Here is a 19,460-nt window from a genome sequence, read left to right on the forward strand (position 1 = left end):
TTTTTAAAATCATATATCTAGATTAGAAGCAAAAGTAGAGTTTTCTTGTATGAATCGAAACCGTGCTTCTGGCTTTGTCCCCATGAGACTTTCTACTATATGTTTCGTTTCTTGCATTTCTACAGCGTCAATAGAAATGCGTAACAGTGTACGCTTTTGAGGATGCATAGTGGTTTCTTTAAGCTGTTCAGCGCGCATCTCTCCAAGCCCTTTGAAACGCCCAATTTCGATTTTAGCTTTTCCAGTAAATTCACTCTTTAGCAATTCGTCTTTATGGGTATCATCACGTGCATAAGCGACTTTTCCTCCTTGTGAGATTCGGTAAAGGGGGGGCACGGCAAGGTATAAATGTCCCTGACGAATAAGATCAGGCATCTCTTGAAAGAAGAAGGTAATGAGAAGTGAGGCAATATGAGCACCATCAACATCCGCATCCGTCATAATGATAATACGTTCATATCTGAGATCTTTTTCGCGATACTTAGAGCGCGTTCCACATCCAAGGGCAAGTATTAGATCACTAATTGTTTGGCTTGAATTCATTTTCTCGTGTGCAGCACTGGCCACATTTAAGATTTTTCCACGAAGAGGTAAAATTGCTTGGTTTGCTCTATTCCGTGCTTGTTTAGCAGAACCACCGGCAGAGTCACCTTCAACAATGAACAATTCAGCACCAGCGGCAGAGTTTTGGCTACAATCTGCGAGTTTGCCGGGTAGACGTAATTTACGCACAGCAGTTTTTCGACTTATTTCTCTGTCTTGGCGCCGTTTAACGCGCTCTTCAGCACGTTCAATAACCCAATCAAGAAGTTTTGTTGATTCTTGTGGAGAAGTTGTCAGCCAATGATCAAAAGGATCACGTATTGCATTCTCAACGATACGCTGTGCTTCGATTGATGCTAATCGATCTTTTGTTTGTCCAACAAATTCAGGATTCTTTATAAAAATTGAAAGTATCGCAGCGGTTGAAATCATAACATCATCGGAGGTAATGATAGCAGCGCGCTTGTTTCCTATTAATTCAGCGTAGGATTTCAAACCACGCAAGAGAGCTTGCCGTAGTCCTATTTCGTGTGTTCCACCTTCTCCAGTAGGAATAGTATTGCAGTAAGACTGTACATAAGCATCACCACCATGCCAAGCGACAGCCCATTCAACAGAGCCATGACCATTATACTGTTTTGTTTTACCAGAAAAAATTTCTGACGTAACCCGATATTCATTTTCCAAAGACGAGAGTAAATAATCTTTAAGTCCATCTGGAAAGTGGAAAATAGCTTTTTCGGGAATATTTTTTGTGCCTTCAAGTATGACAGGATCGCAGTTCCAGCGTATTTTTACGCCGCCAAAGAGATAGGCTTTAGAGCGTGCCATCTTATAGATCTTTTCTGGTTCAAAAGCTGCTTTTTCACCAAAAATTTCACTATCAGGATGAAAACGAACGCGTGTGCCACGACGATTATAAACATCACCCAAATCTTCTAATCCAGATTGAGGAATACCGCGCGAAAAGCGTTGTCGGTAAAGTTTGCGTTCTCGTGCCACTTCAACTTCCATATCGTCAGAAAGAGCATTGACGACAGAAATTCCTACTCCATGAAGCCCACCAGCAGTTTGATAAGCTTTACCATCAAATTTCCCACCTGAATGGAGTTGTGTCATGATGACTTCAAGAGTAGATTTTTCAGGCATTTGAGGATGATTTTCGATAGGTATTCCGCGCCCGTTATCTGTCACCGTTAAATAACCGTTTCTATCTAAGGATACATCAATTAAGTCTGCATAACCAGCGACGGCTTCATCCATCGCATTATCAATAATTTCAGCAAATAAATGATGGAGTGCTTTACTATCTGTTCCACCGATATACATTCCAGGACGTAAACGTACAGGCTCTAAGCCTTCAAGAACCCGAATAGAGTGGGCGTTATAGTTATCTTCTTGTATATCCTTTTTCGAAGTCATCGCTTCTGTGTTCACTGGAATTTGCTGATTTTTCTCTTTTGTATTTATCCGAGACGGAGCATGATTTAAAATACTAAAAAGATCCTTGTTGTTATCGCTCATGGCGTGTAACTATCTACCTCATTGATAAACTTTTATACTAAGATAGTTTTATGCCTGTTTTTTATTTAAAAATCAATGCACTTAGGAAACATCAATTGTTGGACCAAAAATTTGTTCAAAGGCTTGTTTTAAAGCAATATCAATATCGTGCATTGTTACAGGAAAACCTAGATCAAGAAAGCTGGTTACACCGTGATTTGTGATTCCACAGGGCACAATTCCTGAATAATGCGCTAAATTTGGATCAACGTTGATAGAAACGCCATGAAAGCTTACCCATTTGCGTACACGAATGCCGATAGCCGCGATTTTATCTTCGCAAGGGAAGGCACTTTGTGTTGATGGGTAATGGGATCGTTTAACCCAAACACCAACGCGATCTTCGCGACGTTCACCTTTAATATTAAATTTTGCAAGCGTCTGTATGATCCATTCTTCTAATGCACCAATAAAAGCACGAATGTCTTGTTTTCGGCGTTTAAGATCAAGCATAATATAAGCAATACGCTGTCCTGGACCATGATATGTAAACTCACCGCCACGGCCCGCTTCATAAACAGGGAATAATTGAGGTGCTAAAAGATCTTTTTTTTTCGCACTTGTACCAGCTGTATAAAGGGAAGGATGCTCAAGAAGCCATACTTGTTCACGCGCGGTTTTTGCAAGAATATTTTCTACGCGCTTTTCCATATAACACAGTGCTTCAGGATATTCGACCAAGCTATCACTTATTTTCCATTCAACAGGTGGATTGCCAGCGATTGTTTTAAAGTGATGTTGTAAGTGATTCCGATCAGTATGTTTCAATTCAAATGTCATGGCAAGATTTACATTGGCGTTCGAGTTTGTATTATAATTAATAAAAGTGCTTGTAGAGTAAGGTATGAAATTCTTTATTATAAGATAATACGTTCATAAATTTTATCTTAAGAAAATCCGCTAGGCCTAAAAATCTATACTTCTTTTACCATCTTCCTGTTGCACCGCCACCACCTGATGATCCCCCACCACCCCTAAATCCCCCACCACCTCGGGGGCCACCGAATCTTCCACCAGAATATCTGCCACCGGCACTTAAGTTAAGAAACCAAGGTGTGAAGATGATACCCATCCAGAGATACTTTTGTGGACCTACTTTTTTACCAAAAATCATTGCAAGAATGGGGAGACCAAAAATTATAAAAAAGACTAAAAACATAATTGCACTGATTACCATTTCTTCTTTTTCAGCTTGTTTACGTTGTTCTTCAACGATTTTAGCCTTCTCTTTGATTCGAAAAGTAAAATCAGAATCGCTTTCTGTAATAACTTTTATAATTGCATCAACTGCTTCAACAATTCCTTTTTGATAATTTCCTTCGCGAAAATTGGGAACAATGAAGTTATTAATGATGACAGAGGAAAGAGCGTCTGTTAACTCTCCTTCCAAACCATATCCTACCTCAATACGTACTATGCGTTCGTTTGGTACAATAACCACTAATACACCATTATTGATCTTTTTTTGACCTAATCCCCATGTGCGAAAAAGAGAATTACTGTAGGTTTCTATATCACTTCCTGAAAGGGTAGGGAGAGTTACAAGAACAATTTGATCTCCTGTTTTTTCTTCGAGTGCAGCCAGTTTTTTTGTTAAGTCTTCCTTTGTTGCATTATCAAGCAAATGAACCACATCGTTAACATAACCTGTTAAAGGAGGAAATGTTGTTTGCGAACAAGCGATACTCCCCAATGCAGCAACTAAATACAGAGAGAAGATAAAAGCCCATAAGTGTGGAAATACAATACGTTGCAAAGAGTATCGAAATGATTTCATTAATTAAAATTCACCTTCGGTGTTTGTTGACTATCGGTATCGATAGTAAAAGTAGGCATAGGCTTAGCATCACGAAACCATAGCTTTGCCCAAATCATTGTTGGCATTGTTTTTAGTGTTGTATTGTATATACGGACTGATTCAATATAATCACGGCGTGCAACAGAGATACGGTTTTCAGTTCCTTCTAATTGTGATTGAAGAGCAAGAAAATTCTGGTTTGCTTTAAGATCAGGATAGTTCTCAACAACGGCCATAAGACGTGAAAGTGCACTTGATAAATTTGCTTGATTGTTGAGATACTGTTGCATTATTTCTGGGTTATTTAACATATCGGCATTAATGTTCACTTGCGTTGCTTTTGCACGTGCTTCAATGACGTTGGTAAAAACAGCCTGTTCATGTGATGCGTAGGCTTTGACAGTTTCTACAAGATTAGGAATGAGATCCGCTCGGCGTTGATATTGGTTCAACACTTCACTCCATGCAGCGTGTGCTTTTTCTTCATTTGTTGGTATTGTATTAAATCCACAACCACTTAAAGACGGTATTAAACATGCCAAGAAAATAGCGATTGAGAATCGTCTTAATATTTTAATCATAGGATAAATAAATATAATTGAAGCATTTTGTACATTTAACATAAAGATATCTCCATAGCTATTTCATCTGTTATATAGGATGTACCTTTTCGATAAAAAGTATTTCTTATTTTATAAAAAGAAATTTTATGAAGAAATTTATCTCTATATGATATGCGTTTTTATCGCATTTATTGTGTTTAAGGCGATTAGTTAATATTAAAATAATAATGACTCTATTGATATCAATTTATAAATAAAAACTTATATTGTTTAGTATTAATTTCAATTATTATTATAAAAGTTTTCCCTCTTTTCGCTTTTTGATTCAGAGGTTATCTGTTTGTCATAAGATAACAACAGGAGAGAAAGTTTTGGATAACTTTTGAGATAAAAAGATTTTATCATTAAAAAGTAAATAAAAACAGTTATTTATTAAAAATGAACAGTAAGTACTTTCCTTTAAAAAAGCAATATATGCTTAAAATTTTTATTTAATGAACGCGCATCACAAAAAGAGTAAAGCTCTGTTGATGAGCATGGTGGTAAGAGAAAATTTATCTCATGATTCCTTTTATTTCAATCCATTGGCCATAATAAGTTATGTTTTACTATCTCATAAGTTCAGTTAGATTACATGGATTGAAAGAGATTTTTATAGATCAACGATTTTTAATGATAGATCAAAAATTATAGCTAATTGCAAAAGGGGGGTGAGAAAATCAATGAACAACAGAAAACCTCTGTGGTTTTCCATGGCTATGGTCAATCAACTAACACATACGACAGAAATTATATTGGAAGCATCGGATGAAAAATGAATAATTAAGAGCAGAAGTGTTTGTGTGGAACTGTCCACGTGCCGAGAAAAACTCTTAGATACTGCTATTTTAGAATGAGAGGAAGCTATACTTTTTGTTGTTCTCCTGCAAACAAAAAATAAATTGGTATACAAACTAGTGACACATTATACAAAATGTGATGATAAGCTATAACTTAAAAAAAATCGAAGAGCAAAGGGAATGAAAAACATAATTAATAAAATCAATATATTCTATAAATTGCATACTAAGTAGCTTGGTTTAAATAACGCTTTATCGTTATTTACTAAAAACTTTTATAATCCAAGTAAGTTTATGCTCCTATTCTCTGAAATTTTCAATCTTGGCATTTGCTAATCTGCGTTTTAAAAGTAAAATATTAAACGTGAAACCCTATAAATATTTGTAGAATGGCGTATGTTTATAACCTTTACATGCATTTATTGCTTTTCATTTTTGTAAAATAGGACGATGAATATTCCAGCAACTGCAATGATACTTTGAAGAAAATATATAAACTGAGGTGAAATGCCGTTAGTGTCTCTTGCCATAAATAGATAGATTCCAAGGATAAAACATCCAGAAATACCATTAAAACTTGCCTGCAATCTTCCCTGATATTCAGGCTCACAAGAGAGTTGTGATAAAGAAATTGAAAGAGCCCAGCTCGAAAGTCCAAATCCAATCATGAAATAAACGGGAAAAGCAAGGAGGGTGTGTGTATTGACAGACAGAATGATAAGACCGATAGCCATAAAAGCGAATAAAAGTGCTAATGTTTTTCTTATGGATAAAACTTTACAAAAAAGTGGTGAAAGAAGCGCACCAATAAATACACCAGCTGAATAAAGCGCTTCAAACATTGCAAAAGTCCAGCTATCTGCGTTCAAGACTTCTTGTGTATAAGGAACCAAAATAACAGGAATAGTCATTAAAAGAATCATAATAATCATTTGGCTTATATAAGGCATAAAAAGATCCGGATTCTGCTTAAAATAACGAAGTGACGCTGTATAATTTTTCCACCAGTTTTGCTGATTTTGATTTTTAGATCTTTGGTTTTTAGGTATTTTCATGGCAAGGTTAAACAAACCAGCAATAATAAAGAATATGCCGCCTATTAGAAGTGTTCCTTTTGTCCCTGCAGAGGCAAGTATAAATCCACTAAACCCCATACCTACGATAGTACCAAATTCATAGACCATATCGATTGTTGAATTTGCATTGATGAGCTGTTTTTTGGGAACGATACTTTGGATTAAAGGAACAGTGGATGGCATATAAAAAGAGATAAAAATACCCAAGAGGGTAGATAAGACCATCAGTTCAATTTCTATGCCCAATTTGCCAAAGTATTACCCAAGCCACGAGTACCAAACCTCTAACAAGATTTGAAATAATAATTTGCATTTTACGATTGTATTTATCCGCTAAGACGCCAAAAACAGGCGCAAAAATAATGCTAGGCATCCAGAGAAAAAACATTAGAAGCGCTACACCACGAATTGAACTTGTTTGATTGTAGGCGAGCCATGACAACGCAATATAATTTAGCTCATTTCCAAATGTAGCAAATAAGCTGCTTAACGTAAAATAGAGAAAAGTTTTATTCTCGAATGGAGATTGTTCTCTTAAGGAGATGATGATGGCTGTAGAAAAGAAATATTAATTCATAGGAGAGGTGGTTAGGTTTGGACAACCCGCTGAATTTTTACATCGTATAGTGTCACTTCAACGTATACGCGCATTAAGAGATTTGGGAAACGCCAAGAAAGGCGACCTAGGCGGTTTTATAGAGCATGAGGGCAACTTATCGCATGAAGTGATTGTTGGGTAGCTGGTTCGGATAGCCCCAGTGGTAATGGTTATGTTTATGGAGATGCAAAGGTTTTTGGTGATGCGCTCGTTTCTGGTGGGGCACGTGTTTTTGGACATGCACAAGTATACGGTTGTGCAGAAGTTTCTAATTGTGCGTATGTTTATGATCAGGCACAGATTTACGGTAAAGCCGAGGTTTATGGTAGTGATACCCGTTTTTATGGTGAGGCGCAAATTTATGAGAATGCTTCAGTAAAAGGCAAAGCAGAAGTTTACGGCAATTTTCGCATTTATGGGGATGCTAAGGTTTACAGCAAAGCACGTGTCTACGGTCAAGCCAAGGTTTTTGGTAATGCCGAAGTTTTCAATCAATCTAAAGTTTATGACAATGCGTTAGTTCACGGCTGCTTTATAGCAAAAAAGCCGCGTCCTTTAAGACACGGCTTTCTTTTTTTGTTTAACGCAACAAAACTTTTTCTGATAGTTTTTCTTGTATGCATAAAAGCCTCTATTCAATAGATTTAAAATGATTAACTAGGAAGGTTTATAAAATGATTGACTAGGATTAATAGTGATACTATTATTGGTTATGAACAATAAAGTTGAAAAAATAATCAGCTTGATGCAAGCATCACCAAGGAACATTAAGTTTTCAGATTTGTTGGCTGTGTGTGTACATTTTTTTGGAGAACCACGGAACAGTGGTACAAGTCACTTTGTGTTTAAAACCCCGTGGCTTGGTGACCCGCGTGTGAATATTCAAAAAGATTCTGGCAATAAGGCAAAAGCCTACCAAGTCAAACAAGTATTGCAAGCGATAGAAAGGATGAAACATGAACAGCAATCATTATACATATCGTGTTTTGTGGTCGCAAGAAGATCAGGAATATGTCGGATTGTGTGCAGAATTCCCATCCCTTTCATGGTTAGCATCTCAAGCAGAGAAGGCTTTAAAAGGCATTATGGATCTTGTTTCAGAAGTTGTTGAGGACATGCAACATAACGGAGAAGAAGTTCCTGTGCCTTTGTCGCATGGTAAATATAGTGGTAAGTTTCAATTAAGAATCCCACCAGAACTCCATAGAAAACTTGCAATACAAGCTGCCGAAAATGGTGTAAGCTTGAATAGATACATTTCTTCTAAGCTTTGAAAAGTCTATACGACCAGAAGATACCCTCCGCCCCTTATTTATGTTGCTTAGAATTTACATAATAAAAGCCGCGTCCTTTAAGACACGGCTTTTATGATCAAAGCAGCTAGCGATCTAAATAAACGATTAAAGTAACCAATCGAAATATAAAAGAACATCTTTTTATTGCACAAAACGTATCAAAATGCAAGCTGTTAAGTAAAATAAAAATTGGATTTATTCTTTAGATTCAGATGGTTATAATAAATTTCATTTGTAATTACACCCCATAATGTGTTATACTATCATCAGTTGTGAGTTTGTTTTGTTCTAAGTACTATTTTCCATTAAAGGACAGAAAACAAATGCTAAATAATGCTAAATAAAGTGATGTTAATTGGCTATTTAGGTGCTGATCCGGAAAGCAAGACAATGCCTTCTGGTGGTGAGGTGGTCAATTTTCGTATAGCAACCTCCGAAAGCTATACAGATAAGGCAACCAATAAGAGAATAGACAAAACAGAATGGCATTCCATTGTGGTGTTTAATCCACATTTGGCAAAAATAGCTCTCCAGTATCTCCACAAAGGTAGCAAAGTCTATATAGAAGGACAGCTCCAAACCCGTAAATGGCAAGATAAAAACGGTATTGATCGGTATGTAACAGAGGTCATTTTACCTAAATACAAAGGTGATTTAAAGCTTTTAGATGGCAAAAATGATGATAATCAAGATCAGTCATCTCCTTATGAAAGAAGCTTTCACAGACCTCTTGATACGCCCCATACCGTTATGAATGATAGTGTTCCTTTTTAAGGATATTATTGAATGAGGAAAGTGATCATGTTAAAGCAATTCCGTAAAGTTGTATGTTTTGTGAGGTATGAATGATATGTACCAAGTTCAGCAAATTGCTAACTTCTTTCTTGAAAAGGGACGTGAAGAGAATATCCCAATTTCTCCTATGAAGCTCATTAAACTGGTGTATCTTGCGTATGGATGGATGTTAGCAGCTACAGGTAAGCGTCTCTTTCCTGATCGTATAGAAGCATGGCAGCATGGTCCCGTGATTCCGGCTCTTTATCATGAGTTTAAAGATTGGGGAAGGCGTTTTATCGATTGCTATTCTCGAACAGTTGATTTAGAGACAGGAGAAATTTTGATTCCTAAAATTCCTAAAGAATCCGCTGATAAATATACATTTAAGTTATTAGAGATCGTCTGGAATGCTTATAAAAATTTTTCACCTTGGCGCTTGCGCGATGAATCTCATGAGAATGGATCACCGTGGGAGAGAGTATATGATTGTGGGCAATTTGGTGTGAAGCTAAAAGACGATGACATCAAAGAATATTTCACGCAAAAAATTAACGGGTATTTACAAGAGCCGGAAAAAAAATAAACACCTTCATCTTAAGCAACTTCAACGTGCAAGTGATGCTGTTGGAAATCAATCTGTTAGAGTGATTGCAGATTGTCTTCCGAGGAGAACTGTTCATTATGCTGTTACAGAACAAGAAATAAATCTATTAAAAGATCACGCAACGTCTGCACGTCGTTTTCATGGAATAATGGGGACTTTATTGGGTACGCTTTTAACTTTGTTCATAGAACTATTTTGGGATAGAAGTCATTTAGAAATTAAGCAAGTTTTTATAATTATAATATTGATCATTCTGGTTTCGTTATTCTTTTATAGTCTAAAGTTCGAGACAAAAGCAGAGGAAATTTGGCAAAATATTAAACAGGAATCTGGGCTTTAACAGGTCAATGGCTTGATATTCAGAAAGCCGCTTATACCGGTTCGCGTTCCAAAAACCCAATCTTTGATGGTTCTCTAGGCATGTATAATGGTGTGATTTTACGTGAATCAGAGCATGTCACCAATGGTGTTAAATCCACGGATAGTACACGTCTTGCAGGTGTGCGCCGTGCTGTTTTGCTTGGAGCGCAAAGTGTCGTTATGGCATTTGGTAAGAGTTACGGTAAGACCCGCTATAAAATCGAAGAAGAAACCTTCGACTACAAACGCGAATACGGTTTTGGAGTGCATACAATTATGGGCATGAAGAAAACGCGTTTCCAAATGCCTGGAAGAGCACAAGGAGCCCAAGATTTTGGAACGATAGTTATCCCCACCTACAGCGGTGAAGTTGAGTGATGAGGAAAGGAAATAGGACATGGTAGATGGCGTAACAGGACACTTACACGGCAGAGATCTTCATACACATCAGGTCAGTTTTTTGCGTTTGAATATCTCGCATAAAGATAAGCATTTGACACGCAAAATCGGGACTTTACCGCGTGGTGCAATGATCCTTTCGATTAAAGCGTTTGTGAAGACAGCGTTTTCGGATGCGAAATTAAAGATAGGTAGCACCTATGGGGGTAATGAGTTTAGTGAAAAGGACATCAAAGCCCAAGGTACGCAAGATTTTACATCAACCAACCAAAAAGAGTTTGTTCCAGAAGATCAAGAGTTTACGCTTTATGCAACACGGGATAAAACAACCGCGGCTGGTGAGTGTGTTGTGGTCGTGCAATTCGTGACCAATCGTTGAGAGGTATAGGGGAAGGCTTAATTCCCCTCACGATTTATGGAATAGATTGTACAGAGAGTTGCAGATTAAGGGCAGATAAGACAGCGACTAAGGTAGAAAGTTTAGGGTCACCTGTTTTGCTTAAAGAGCGGTATAATCCACTGCGTTCGCGATTGGTTTCTTTTGCTAAGGCACTCATATTTTGAGCACGTGCAACAATACCAAGGGCATCCGCTATATGAGCAGCATCACCGGTTTTAAAGGCTTCATTAAGAAATGCTTGTTGTACTTCAATGTCTTCAAGATATTCTTCTGGTTTAAATGGGGTTATTTTCATCACTGTACTCCTCTTTTAACTTTAATGCTTGTTCAATATCTTTTTTCTGCGTTGATTTATTTCTACCGCATAACAAAAGGATAAAATCAGAGCCTTTTTGGGTAAAATAAATTCGGTAACCAGCACCATAGTGGATACGTAATTCACCAATGCCATTAAAGAATTTAACATCACCTAAAAGACCTTTTCTTAACTGTACAACACGTTGAAGAATAATAGCCTTAACGCTTTTATCTTTAAGTTTCTTAAGCCAAGTATCAAATTCTATCGTTTTACGAATGAACACCATTAGTGCACTATAATACACAAAATATATAATATCAATAGTAATAATTTTTACTGAAAGGTATTTTGATGACGCGTCACTATATCACGATAAGGACAGGAGGACCGATACAGGATAGCCAAGATGTTTTTCGACACAGAGGAACATTAGCGCACCTTGTATCGGTGATTCAGAATGAGATTGATGACATAGCGGATGAGTATGTTCATCAAATCCAAGAAAGTATTTTTGCAGCCATTCGTTTTTGTGAGAGGAAAACTTTTTACTTTAACGAAAGCCGTGATGTGGTGTTTCAGGCACGGTCGGGTCAAGGGGCTTATGATGCAACCGATACCCGCCATATTGAAACGGTTGTCAAAATCAAAACAGTCTTTCTTAACTCAGGAAATAATAAGTTTGAATTAGAGCGGAGAAGCCATCTTTCTTTAGAGCCTTCGTTGGTTTTAGGGCAGCAAGGAACGCCGGTTTATTATAGCTATTTTGATAAGAAATTGCATCTTTATCCAACGCCGGATGCTGCTTATCAGGTTCAACTCATTCTCTCTCCCATGCGTTTGGAAGAACTTGAGAATGTGCATCAGGAACATCCATGGTTTGTGCACGCGTTTGATTTGATTAAGGCGCGTGCAAAATACGAACTTTACAAGAATATCTTGAAAGATCCCGATTGTGCAGCGGCAGCTTACAATGACTTTACCGAGCAGTTGCATGAATTGCGTGCAGAGACGTCTCAACGTCATAACGTGACCAGAATAATTCCAACGGATTTTTAGCATGGTTTATTTTCCTATAGCCGATTACAGACCGGATGTTGCTGTTGTCAACGGCAGTTTTACGGATAGCCTTGTGAATGTTTTACCGGCAGATGGCGGTTACATACCCATGCCTAGTGCAATGGTTGTTTCTAATCCTTTGGAAGAAAAGCCCTTGGGTTCAATCGCCTTTAGAATCGGTAATGGTGTTAAGATAATCGTAGGAGGCACGCAAAAGCTTTATGCTTATGATAGTCAAACGAAGGGTGCACTTTGCGCACAGCATATTGTAGCGCCGCATAAAGATGATCTCGAAATGCAACTGTCGATGGAGCGGGCCATCGAACATGCGGATGTTGACCGTACCGCTATTGATTTTGTGAATACACATGGGACATCGACAGTACAAAATGATCAGCATGAAGCCAGTGCAATCAGAACGGTTTTTGGCGCGCACAACCCAGCGATTGTGGCGACAAAATCTTGGCACGGGCATCTGATTGCTGCTGCCGGTGCGATGGAAATTTTGTGTGTACTGGTTTCTTTTCGGAACAATGTTTTGCCCAAAATTTTGAATTGTGATGAAATCGATCCTCAATTGCCCGCTGGTATTGCGCTTGTGAGGGAGCATCAGTACCGACCGCTTAAATACGCATTGAAAAACTCATTTGTTATGGGCGGCGGCGCAAGCAGCTTGGTTTTAGGGAATCCATAATATCTGTAAGGGGCACCTCATGCTAACAATATATTCCTTATTAGAAAGAAACTGGCAAGTGATTTGTCATCACAGTCATTATTCGGCAGAGGATGTCAGCATGATGACAAAAGGGTGTGCAGATACCCGTATAGTTAGATATTGTCGTGATCACCCGCAAGGGGAGCAAAATAAGCTGTTTGTTTTTGTGATTAGAAATAATTTCGAAGGCCTGATTAGCTATTTTGTTGCGTCTATGCTAAAATTGAAAGCTTGGATCGTCAGTATTCATGATTTAGACATTGTTGATATACTGGTTGATGCCGATTGCATTGCGGCTGTTGTAATGAGCCATGAAGTCAGGGATATTAGTATCATCAGTCACCGGATTAATATCGCGTTTGATCACTGTCTTTCAACTGTGAACGAAAATCTGGCTGATTTTACAGCATATCCGTGCGCGCATTTCTATTTTTGTACCTCCGGAACAACCAGTAAACCCAAGTTGATTCAATATCATGAAAATATTCTGATTGAGAATGCCCTCGCGGTGAGCCAATCTCTTGGACTAAGTAATGAAGATTGCTCATTGTGTTATTTCCCGGTGCAGTATATGTATGGTCTCTCTACTATGCTATGTGCCTTCTTATCGGATAGCAAACTGGTATTTGAAAAATTTCAAATAAGTAATATTGGTGAACTCGTTTCGCACTATAGCATTACCAACTTGCCTTTAATCGGTGACTGGATGCTGGCAGTAAGCGACATTTTTACCAAAAGCCGAATCCATGTGCAAAATATCTTGAATGCATCCGACCGTTTGCTCACCGTACAAGCATCGGGTATCCTCTCATCATGCACGACGTTATGGAATAACTTCGGTCAGACCGAATCCGGACCGCGCTTGTTTCATAATAAGATCTGCTCGCTACGCGATATTGAAAGAACCAGTAAATATGGCGTTGTAGCGCCGGGTAAGGCTTTGGTGAGTGATATAAAAATTGATTTGCGCCCCATTGATCGGGCGGATGCTTCTGATTCAGTGCGCCGTATGTTTTATAAAACGCCTTTCGCGTGTGACGGTTATGTTGATAGTTCCTTGCAATTAAAGCCGCGTGATGAATGGTTTGATTCCGGCGACCTTGTTTGTTAAAGATGAATCCGAATGCTATTACTGGATAGCCAGAGCCGTTAATGAATTTAAACACAATGGTAAGTTTATCCCAGTTCAACTGATTTCAAATGACATTATTAAGTATGCCGGATGTTTAAGGCATTACTTTTCAAAAGCACAGAACGGCGATCTTTATCTCAACCTTGATATGTCGGCAAATAGTGAGCAGGTTAAAGTCGTTACTAAACTATTGACTGATAAATGGTATCAGTATGCATTTAAAGTAAATATCAGAAAAATTGCCACGACAAATACAGGGAAAATAAAATGTACCGTGTAGATAAAGCTCATGGTATGAGCAGAGTGTATGTTAATCGCCGTGCAAATAATTATCTGTGCATTGTGAGCCATTCTTTTTATACCTATTTTTTAGCTATTGATAGGCTTCATCGTTATTTGCCTGTATCGACGAGACGTACATCGAGAATGATATTGCAACGTGAAATGGCGAAGGTACTTTTTATCGATATATTTAAACGGATTTTGCCAGATGTAAAGATGTCACACAGTTCTGTGAGCCATGGACGGAGTAAAAGTATTATGTTGCTTAATAATGATCCGCGGATTCAGTCTGTCGGGGTTGATATCGAATTTATTGAGAAAAAAAACTACCGAGGCCATTTATGCTAGATTACTGTGAAAAATGCGCGGACTTTCCAGCAGGGCAGGTGCTGGATAATCGGCTATGCACCACAATATTTAGCTGCATGGAGAGCTTGTATAAGGCATTATGCGCCATCTCGGCGTGTACTTTTGATATAAATGATTACTTTTTAGTTGAACATGACAGGACGCGATGTGTTTTTCGGTACGTTGGGAATACATTTGTGTTTAAAGGGATGACGTTTATTTGTAACTGCTATTATCTTTGTCAATCTGTGATAACCGTTGTTTTTCTGGATGCATGTTTGCAATCAATTATTTTAGATGACCTCTTATATGAGGACGTAACCGTTTCTATACCCAGTTAGTTTTTAACGAGTTTATGGCAATGCCATAACTAGCTTCATTTAGAGAAATATGTGATGAATGATTTACTGGTAAATATCACCTCTGAGTACTATGAAAGGTATGCTACTGAAGGTACATCACCGTGGAATGCATATTTGATGGAAAGAATTCTGGAAGAAGCATCTGGTGTTACTTCTGCGAAGAAAAAAATTCTCGATATTGGCATGGAAACTGGCTACATGCTTTTCAAGCTTTACCGCTCCCAAAAACTCACAGACTATTCCTTTTACGGGTTTGATATTGATCCCCGTATGGTTCAGTTTTGTGTTAAAAAATGTACCGAGTTAAAATACCAGCATGCATTCAACATTATTGAAGCCAGCGTCAGCAATTTACCGTTTCCCGATAACTCCTTTTCAATGATTTATGCCCGTTCCGTAATTCATCACTAGGCTGAACCTAAAAAAGGATTACAGGAGTTGTGCCGTGTTTTAGATCGCGGCGGTCGTATTATCATCCACGACCCCCTAGCTGATGCAGAAGAAATAGCACTGGGTGTTTTTAACCAATCACGTCGTGAATGCGGTGTGGCAGCTATGTCCACAGAAGAAAAATTTACATTAGCTGGTATCACTGATCTTTTATATGGCTGCGATCTTAGTGAGATGAGCTGGACAGTGGCATGTGGAGAAGGTCTAGCAGCTCTGGGTTATGCAATTTTCATTAAAAAGGTTTGAGTTATCATGGATTATTTCTGTGCTGAAATGTATGCAAAAATGCAACCACGTATAGCGGCAATAACTGGCTGCCATGCACTCGATTACATTGCTTTCCGCGATTCGGTTAGGATAAGTACACGCGTTTATTCGACCACTGGTGATAGTGGTTTTTTGACTCAAGTGGACTCTGCGGGTGAACACTTACCGATGCTGATTAGTGCTACAAGCGGCATCACCGGGGCGATGAAAATGGCCAACGTTCGTTTAAAATTCTGTAAGGAAGGGATCAGCTCATCAGAGCGCAATTTAATTCGTAACCTGCGTGCGCGGCAGGTTTTTTCCCCGGGGGATGTTGTTGGCAACCTGTTTACGATTAATCTGTTTTCATCTTTACACTACTTGGCGTGTGAAGTTGTAAAAAATTGCCGTGCACATGTCGTGCCGGTTGGCGATATTGCCGTGCTGCTGAAGAGTCATTTCGAGTTTCTGGCTGAAGTACGGCTCTCGGTACTGTTTGGCGTGCCCAGCACTATCGTTCAGTTCGTTGAAGCTATGCTCAGCCTTGGGGTTCCACTGGCAATTAAAAAAGTGGTTTTTACCGGTGAATCGATGCTGAGCGTGCATGAAAACTATCTGCGCGAGATGCTGGGCGCCGATCTGCGGATAATTGGTTTATATGGTTTGTCGGAGTGCGGTTTCATTGGTATGTCCGCCGAAGGGCGGCTTAATCGGTACCTGCTCTTCAGCGATGATTTTTTCTTTGAATATGAAGATAAGAGAGGGCTGCTGGTGACATCGCTGGATCCCGATGCCTCGCGCAAACTTATCAGATACTCCGTGGGCGATATGGGCACATTATCCGTTGAAAATGGTGACCTCTATTTTGAAGGTATTAAACGCAATGCTATTGATTTTAATTTCATGGGAAATTTGATTAGCCATGAAAAAATATTCAAAATTATTAATCGACGGTTGCCCGATGTATTGTTCAAATTGTATTGTCTTTATCCGCGGATAGACAAGAGATTATGGATATTAAAATCTGCTGCGAAGTATTTCACGACCTTGATTTGTCCGAACTAACTGAGGAAATCTATCATTTGCCGGATATTTATGAAGCCTATATGAAAAAGCGCGGACGTATTAATGTCACCATCGTCGAATATAGCGATTTGCTTTTCTCATCCAGAGGGAAATGCCTGCTAGTTTATGACTCAAGGGAGTCCTGTAATGCAACTTGATAATTTGTGTAATGAAATTGTATCAGGGAATTCGCATACGATAAATGTCAACATCAGGTTTTATAGCGTGTCACCGGAGCAGCAGGAGTAAATCATGTAAGATGATGTTATTGATAATTATGATTTAGATAATAACGCATTGTTTATTCGTGGATGTAATTTGATTGATATTGCCGATGAAAACCGTTATTTGCAGAACGCATGGTTTGCACTGACCGGCAACCTTCTTAATGAAGAACAGATGGATCGGCTGATTCAGAATGCTAACGCCGAACTGCAAAAGACGAACCCTACAGCCAAACTGCAGGCGATGCATCAACTGATCAATGTATTGCCATCTTTGAGTTTAACGCAGCGATTTATGATGTTATTATCGCAAGTTGAGGTTTCGGCGGCTCAGGGTAAGGTCATGGCTCCTGTAAGCGACGGTAGTTGTCTTAAAATTATCTTGCTGATGCCGTGGATTATTGCATTGGCGCGCTCTTCCCAACAGTTTTCCGATTTGCTGGAGATCGAAAATTGCAATACCTTTGAGCGTGCTTTTTGGTTAGCATTAACTAGCAAGGAAGCTTCTTCCGACTGGGATATTGATATGCTTTGCCGGTGCATGTCTCTACTGCTGGGCGGGTTTGGTATTGTGACACCCACAACCACCACGGTAAGATTTATTGCCAGTACCAAGAGCGACGTCATTTCTGCACTAATCAGTGGGTTTTGTGCCACTGGCCCCGCGCATATGGGAGCCTGCAAATATGCTTTCCTGCGACTTTCTAGTGTCCTCCATGAGATTGAAATCGAGAATCTTGAGGTGGCGGTAACGCATTATTGCAAAGACAAACCCTGGCTAGGGTTTGGTCATCTGATTATGCAACGGGATGTCCGGGTTGATTTCTTTTTTTTACGCTTTCAGGCGCCTATGCGCCCCTTCAGTTCGCTTGCGCGATCTATTTCGGACAATACAGGACTGCAACCCAATGTAGATTTTCTAATTGCAAGCATCATGAGCAAACATCGGGCTTCTCCTGAGCTGGGATTGTTGGCTTTTTTCGTTTGTCGTATGCCGATACTTCTCGCGCACTATCAAGCGCGGTTTAGTGCTCATTCCTTCGGTTTATCATCAAAGGATTTAAGAAAAAAATATAAAAAGGTCCCCAAATTATGGCTATAAAGCATCGCACCGAGCCAAATTTCTTGGGGATATGTCAGAGTATCACCTTAACCGCACCGATGCGTGCTTGCGGGAAAATCGATATTTCTCACTGGAATTTAGCCCATAACTATTTGAAACAGGGCTTGTTACTCGAAGCCTTGCATCAGTTTTCAGTTCGATTCGCCACCGTGGTGGCTAAAAACTCGGATCTCACTTATCGCTATCTCCCTGTTATGGTTGAACAGTTTTTCTCTACCGCCCATTTTGATAGCGATCGGTTGCGCGTTGAAGGACATATTGAACGCATTAATGAGGCCTACCGTATTCACTGTAAGGCCAGCCCATACGGCAATGGCAGGGCCGTTATTGCGCAGGTAATCATCATGGTCAGTAAGGTCTACTTCCTTATGGTCAGTAAGGCCTGCTTCCTTAGCTCGTGTTCTGAGAAAGCCGCTCTTCCATTACTAGGCGATTTATGTAAGATTTCCTCCGTAACCGGAGATTCTTGTACTTTTTCCTTTAATGCGCATCACCCGCTTTTTGAGGAACATTTCCCCTCCCGCGCCGTATGTCCTGGTTCACTATTGATTGAGATGGTTTTGGCTTTGGCCACGCAGGGTAGGGCGAAAAATATCGCATCTGTTGCGCTGAAAAAAGTAAAGTTCATTGAAGCAGTTTATCCGGGAAATACCTATCAGTTGACCATTAAACAAGATACAGAGTGTGAACCGGGTGGCGTTTTTTATATTCATACGGAAACTAAAAAACGAAGCACTTGCGGTAAGTTTTCTATCAAATATAAAAAGGAGGATGCGCCATGTTTAACATAATAATCTCTTTTCTTCCGTGGAGTATTTACTCCTGGGTTATCAATGGAAACGTTTTAACTCTGGTCGAACGCTCTCTCATCTTAACTGTGCTTTTATTATTCATTATTGCTCTGAATATTAAAATTATCCGACAGGGAGAACCCGTGATGATTACGAACATTCTGACATTTATTGTCCTGTTTGTTAATTATTTCGCTGGATGGTCTACACTTTTACTGAAATACCCCACAGTTTTTTGCTATCTGTCACTTTCTCTGGTTTCATTGATGAACTTGCTGGTAAAGAAACCCTTTACCATTTTTTATGCTCCTGCTGGTGTTTCTGAAGAAAAACGCAAACATATCCTCTTTTATCTCATCAATAAATATATTACATGGATTTGGGTAATCATCTTTTTTGCCAATGGTCTTCTAGTGGCTTTTTTTGCATGGACCCCCCAGATTTGGTTGGTCACTATGAGTTTAATTTGTGTTGGTATTCTTTTTTCTAAATATCTTCCTAACATCATACAATATTTTTATCGCGTCAAACATCATGGAGCATAACAAACATC

The 19,460-nt window shown here is 39.0% G+C and carries 22 protein-coding genes and 2 pseudogenes; 17 read left to right on the forward strand and 7 right to left on the reverse strand.

The window, feature by feature from the left end:
• Window positions 1-9 precede the first annotated feature (9 nt).
• The 5 genes and pseudogenes from parE to ACKC4Y_RS02765 form a co-directional block, all read right to left on the reverse strand.
• Window positions 10-2,067, reverse strand: coding sequence for a DNA topoisomerase IV subunit B (gene parE, locus ACKC4Y_RS02745; RefSeq protein ID WP_409361873.1), 2,058 nt, complete (start codon window positions 2,065-2,067; stop codon window positions 10-12).
• Window positions 2,068-2,148: 81 nt separating this feature from the next.
• Window positions 2,149-2,886, reverse strand: coding sequence for a lipoyl(octanoyl) transferase LipB (lipB, locus tag ACKC4Y_RS02750; RefSeq protein ID WP_409361874.1), 738 nt, complete (start codon window positions 2,884-2,886; stop codon window positions 2,149-2,151).
• Between the two features lie 145 nt (window positions 2,887-3,031).
• Window positions 3,032-3,883 carry a TPM domain-containing protein gene (locus tag ACKC4Y_RS02755; RefSeq protein ID WP_409361875.1) on the reverse strand — a complete coding sequence of 284 codons (852 nt, stop codon included), beginning with the start codon at window positions 3,881-3,883 and terminating at the stop codon, window positions 3,032-3,034.
• Window positions 3,883-4,527, reverse strand: a complete 645-nt coding sequence (locus ACKC4Y_RS02760) for a LemA family protein (RefSeq protein WP_409361876.1) — start codon at window positions 4,525-4,527, stop codon at window positions 3,883-3,885. Before ACKC4Y_RS02760 ends, ACKC4Y_RS02755 begins: the two co-directional genes overlap by 1 nt.
• Window positions 4,528-5,725: 1,198 nt before the next feature.
• A pseudogene (locus ACKC4Y_RS02765) lies at window positions 5,726-6,932 on the reverse strand (MFS transporter).
• A gap of 34 nt (window positions 6,933-6,966) precedes the next feature.
• Between ACKC4Y_RS02765 and ACKC4Y_RS02770 the strand changes: the two are divergent.
• The 6 genes and pseudogenes from ACKC4Y_RS02770 (at window position 6,967) to ACKC4Y_RS02795 (ending at window position 10,794) form a co-directional block, all read left to right on the forward strand.
• Complete coding sequence (locus ACKC4Y_RS02770) at window positions 6,967-7,122, forward strand: hypothetical protein (protein ID WP_409361877.1); 156 nt, start codon at window positions 6,967-6,969, stop codon at window positions 7,120-7,122.
• 814 nt (window positions 7,123-7,936) lie between these two features.
• Window positions 7,937-8,254, forward strand: coding sequence for a type II toxin-antitoxin system HicB family antitoxin (locus ACKC4Y_RS02775; protein WP_006590330.1), 318 nt, complete (start codon window positions 7,937-7,939; stop codon window positions 8,252-8,254).
• A gap of 354 nt (window positions 8,255-8,608) precedes the next feature.
• Window positions 8,609-9,049: a single-stranded DNA-binding protein gene (gene ssb / locus ACKC4Y_RS02780; protein ID WP_409361878.1), complete on the forward strand. Its 441-nt coding sequence runs from the start codon at window positions 8,609-8,611 to the stop codon at window positions 9,047-9,049.
• Between the two features lie 76 nt (window positions 9,050-9,125).
• A complete protein-coding gene (locus tag ACKC4Y_RS02785; RefSeq protein ID WP_375647989.1) occupies window positions 9,126-9,635 on the forward strand; it encodes a Panacea domain-containing protein in 510 nt (169 codons plus the stop codon).
• A gap of 363 nt (window positions 9,636-9,998) precedes the next feature.
• Window positions 9,999-10,394, forward strand: a pseudogene (locus tag ACKC4Y_RS02790) (phage capsid family protein); the annotation flags it as partial.
• Window positions 10,395-10,413: 19 nt separating this feature from the next.
• On the forward strand, window positions 10,414-10,794 hold the full coding sequence (locus ACKC4Y_RS02795; RefSeq protein ID WP_409360723.1) for a hypothetical protein: 381 nt from the start codon (window positions 10,414-10,416) through the stop codon (window positions 10,792-10,794).
• 34 nt (window positions 10,795-10,828) lie between these two features.
• Here the strand turns inward: ACKC4Y_RS02795 and ACKC4Y_RS02800 are convergent, their stop codons facing one another.
• On the reverse strand, window positions 10,829-11,110 hold the full coding sequence (locus ACKC4Y_RS02800; RefSeq protein ID WP_409360722.1) for an addiction module antidote protein: 282 nt from the start codon (window positions 11,108-11,110) through the stop codon (window positions 10,829-10,831).
• Window positions 11,091-11,399 (reverse strand): type II toxin-antitoxin system RelE/ParE family toxin, encoded by a 309-nt coding sequence (locus ACKC4Y_RS02805; protein WP_409361879.1) that lies wholly within the window; start codon window positions 11,397-11,399, stop codon window positions 11,091-11,093. Before ACKC4Y_RS02805 ends, ACKC4Y_RS02800 begins: the two co-directional genes overlap by 20 nt.
• A 65-nt stretch (window positions 11,400-11,464) precedes the next feature.
• Here ACKC4Y_RS02805 and ACKC4Y_RS02810 point away from each other — a divergent pair, with 65 nt between their 5' ends.
• From ACKC4Y_RS02810 to ACKC4Y_RS02860, 11 genes are all read left to right on the forward strand, one after another.
• Window positions 11,465-12,169 carry a phage adaptor protein gene (locus ACKC4Y_RS02810; RefSeq protein ID WP_409361880.1) on the forward strand — a complete coding sequence of 235 codons (705 nt, stop codon included), beginning with the start codon at window positions 11,465-11,467 and terminating at the stop codon, window positions 12,167-12,169.
• A gap of 1 nt (window position 12,170) precedes the next feature.
• On the forward strand, window positions 12,171-12,863 hold the full coding sequence (locus ACKC4Y_RS02815) for a hypothetical protein (protein WP_409361881.1): 693 nt from the start codon (window positions 12,171-12,173) through the stop codon (window positions 12,861-12,863).
• A gap of 100 nt (window positions 12,864-12,963) precedes the next feature.
• Window positions 12,964-13,995 (forward strand): AMP-binding protein, encoded by a 1,032-nt coding sequence (locus ACKC4Y_RS02820; protein ID WP_409361882.1) that lies wholly within the window; start codon window positions 12,964-12,966, stop codon window positions 13,993-13,995.
• Window positions 13,961-14,296, forward strand: coding sequence for a hypothetical protein (locus tag ACKC4Y_RS02825; RefSeq protein ID WP_409361883.1), 336 nt, complete (start codon window positions 13,961-13,963; stop codon window positions 14,294-14,296). The genes ACKC4Y_RS02820 and ACKC4Y_RS02825 overlap by 35 nt, the downstream gene beginning before the upstream one ends.
• On the forward strand, window positions 14,284-14,646 hold the full coding sequence (locus ACKC4Y_RS02830) for a hypothetical protein (protein ID WP_409361884.1): 363 nt from the start codon (window positions 14,284-14,286) through the stop codon (window positions 14,644-14,646). The genes ACKC4Y_RS02825 and ACKC4Y_RS02830 overlap by 13 nt, the downstream gene beginning before the upstream one ends.
• A 395-nt stretch (window positions 14,647-15,041) precedes the next feature.
• Window positions 15,042-15,419 (forward strand): class I SAM-dependent methyltransferase, encoded by a 378-nt coding sequence (locus ACKC4Y_RS02835; protein WP_409361885.1) that lies wholly within the window; start codon window positions 15,042-15,044, stop codon window positions 15,417-15,419.
• Window positions 15,420-15,446: 27 nt separating this feature from the next.
• Entirely contained in the window at window positions 15,447-15,704 is a 258-nt protein-coding gene (locus tag ACKC4Y_RS02840) for a hypothetical protein (RefSeq protein ID WP_409361886.1), read from the forward strand.
• A gap of 6 nt (window positions 15,705-15,710) precedes the next feature.
• On the forward strand, window positions 15,711-16,769 hold the full coding sequence (locus ACKC4Y_RS02845; protein ID WP_409361887.1) for a hypothetical protein: 1,059 nt from the start codon (window positions 15,711-15,713) through the stop codon (window positions 16,767-16,769).
• A gap of 267 nt (window positions 16,770-17,036) precedes the next feature.
• Entirely contained in the window at window positions 17,037-18,095 is a 1,059-nt protein-coding gene (locus ACKC4Y_RS02850) for a citrate/2-methylcitrate synthase (protein ID WP_409362133.1), read from the forward strand.
• Window positions 18,086-18,907, forward strand: coding sequence for a beta-hydroxyacyl-ACP dehydratase (locus ACKC4Y_RS02855; RefSeq protein WP_409361888.1), 822 nt, complete (start codon window positions 18,086-18,088; stop codon window positions 18,905-18,907). The genes ACKC4Y_RS02850 and ACKC4Y_RS02855 overlap by 10 nt, the downstream gene beginning before the upstream one ends.
• 146 nt (window positions 18,908-19,053) lie before the next feature.
• Window positions 19,054-19,452 carry a hypothetical protein gene (locus ACKC4Y_RS02860; RefSeq protein ID WP_409361889.1) on the forward strand — a complete coding sequence of 133 codons (399 nt, stop codon included), beginning with the start codon at window positions 19,054-19,056 and terminating at the stop codon, window positions 19,450-19,452.
• Window positions 19,453-19,460 lie beyond the last annotated feature (8 nt).

It is taken from the genome of Bartonella heixiaziensis (assembly GCF_046245125.2).
Classification (GTDB): Bacteria; Pseudomonadota; Alphaproteobacteria; order Rhizobiales; family Rhizobiaceae; genus Bartonella; species Bartonella heixiaziensis.

What these genes read in the sequence shown, in the direction of transcription:
- parE (WP_409361873.1), bottom strand. Translation starts at nt 2,067, where the DNA reads ATGAGCGATAACAACAAGGATCTTTTTAGTATTTTAAATCATGCTCCG.
- lipB (WP_409361874.1), bottom strand. Translation starts at nt 2,886, where the DNA reads ATGACATTTGAATTGAAACATACTGATCGGAATCACTTACAACATCAC.
- ACKC4Y_RS02755 (WP_409361875.1), bottom strand. Translation starts at nt 3,883, where the DNA reads ATGAAATCATTTCGATACTCTTTGCAACGTATTGTATTTCCACACTTA.
- ACKC4Y_RS02760 (WP_409361876.1), bottom strand. Translation starts at nt 4,527, where the DNA reads ATGTTAAATGTACAAAATGCTTCAATTATATTTATTTATCCTATGATT.
- ACKC4Y_RS02775 (WP_006590330.1), top strand. Translation starts at nt 7,937, where the DNA reads ATGAACAGCAATCATTATACATATCGTGTTTTGTGGTCGCAAGAAGAT.
- ssb (WP_409361878.1), top strand. Translation starts at nt 8,609, where the DNA reads ATGCTAAATAAAGTGATGTTAATTGGCTATTTAGGTGCTGATCCGGAA.
- ACKC4Y_RS02785 (WP_375647989.1), top strand. Translation starts at nt 9,126, where the DNA reads ATGTACCAAGTTCAGCAAATTGCTAACTTCTTTCTTGAAAAGGGACGT.
- ACKC4Y_RS02795 (WP_409360723.1), top strand. Translation starts at nt 10,414, where the DNA reads ATGGTAGATGGCGTAACAGGACACTTACACGGCAGAGATCTTCATACA.
- ACKC4Y_RS02800 (WP_409360722.1), bottom strand. Translation starts at nt 11,110, where the DNA reads ATGAAAATAACCCCATTTAAACCAGAAGAATATCTTGAAGACATTGAA.
- ACKC4Y_RS02805 (WP_409361879.1), bottom strand. Translation starts at nt 11,399, where the DNA reads ATGGTGTTCATTCGTAAAACGATAGAATTTGATACTTGGCTTAAGAAA.
- ACKC4Y_RS02810 (WP_409361880.1), top strand. Translation starts at nt 11,465, where the DNA reads ATGACGCGTCACTATATCACGATAAGGACAGGAGGACCGATACAGGAT.
- ACKC4Y_RS02815 (WP_409361881.1), top strand. Translation starts at nt 12,171, where the DNA reads ATGGTTTATTTTCCTATAGCCGATTACAGACCGGATGTTGCTGTTGTC.
- ACKC4Y_RS02820 (WP_409361882.1), top strand. Translation starts at nt 12,964, where the DNA reads ATGATGACAAAAGGGTGTGCAGATACCCGTATAGTTAGATATTGTCGT.
- ACKC4Y_RS02825 (WP_409361883.1), top strand. Translation starts at nt 13,961, where the DNA reads ATGAATGGTTTGATTCCGGCGACCTTGTTTGTTAAAGATGAATCCGAA.
- ACKC4Y_RS02830 (WP_409361884.1), top strand. Translation starts at nt 14,284, where the DNA reads ATGTACCGTGTAGATAAAGCTCATGGTATGAGCAGAGTGTATGTTAAT.
- ACKC4Y_RS02835 (WP_409361885.1), top strand. Translation starts at nt 15,042, where the DNA reads ATGAATGATTTACTGGTAAATATCACCTCTGAGTACTATGAAAGGTAT.
- ACKC4Y_RS02845 (WP_409361887.1), top strand. Translation starts at nt 15,711, where the DNA reads ATGGATTATTTCTGTGCTGAAATGTATGCAAAAATGCAACCACGTATA.
- ACKC4Y_RS02855 (WP_409361888.1), top strand. Translation starts at nt 18,086, where the DNA reads ATGGCTATAAAGCATCGCACCGAGCCAAATTTCTTGGGGATATGTCAG.
- ACKC4Y_RS02860 (WP_409361889.1), top strand. Translation starts at nt 19,054, where the DNA reads ATGATTACGAACATTCTGACATTTATTGTCCTGTTTGTTAATTATTTC.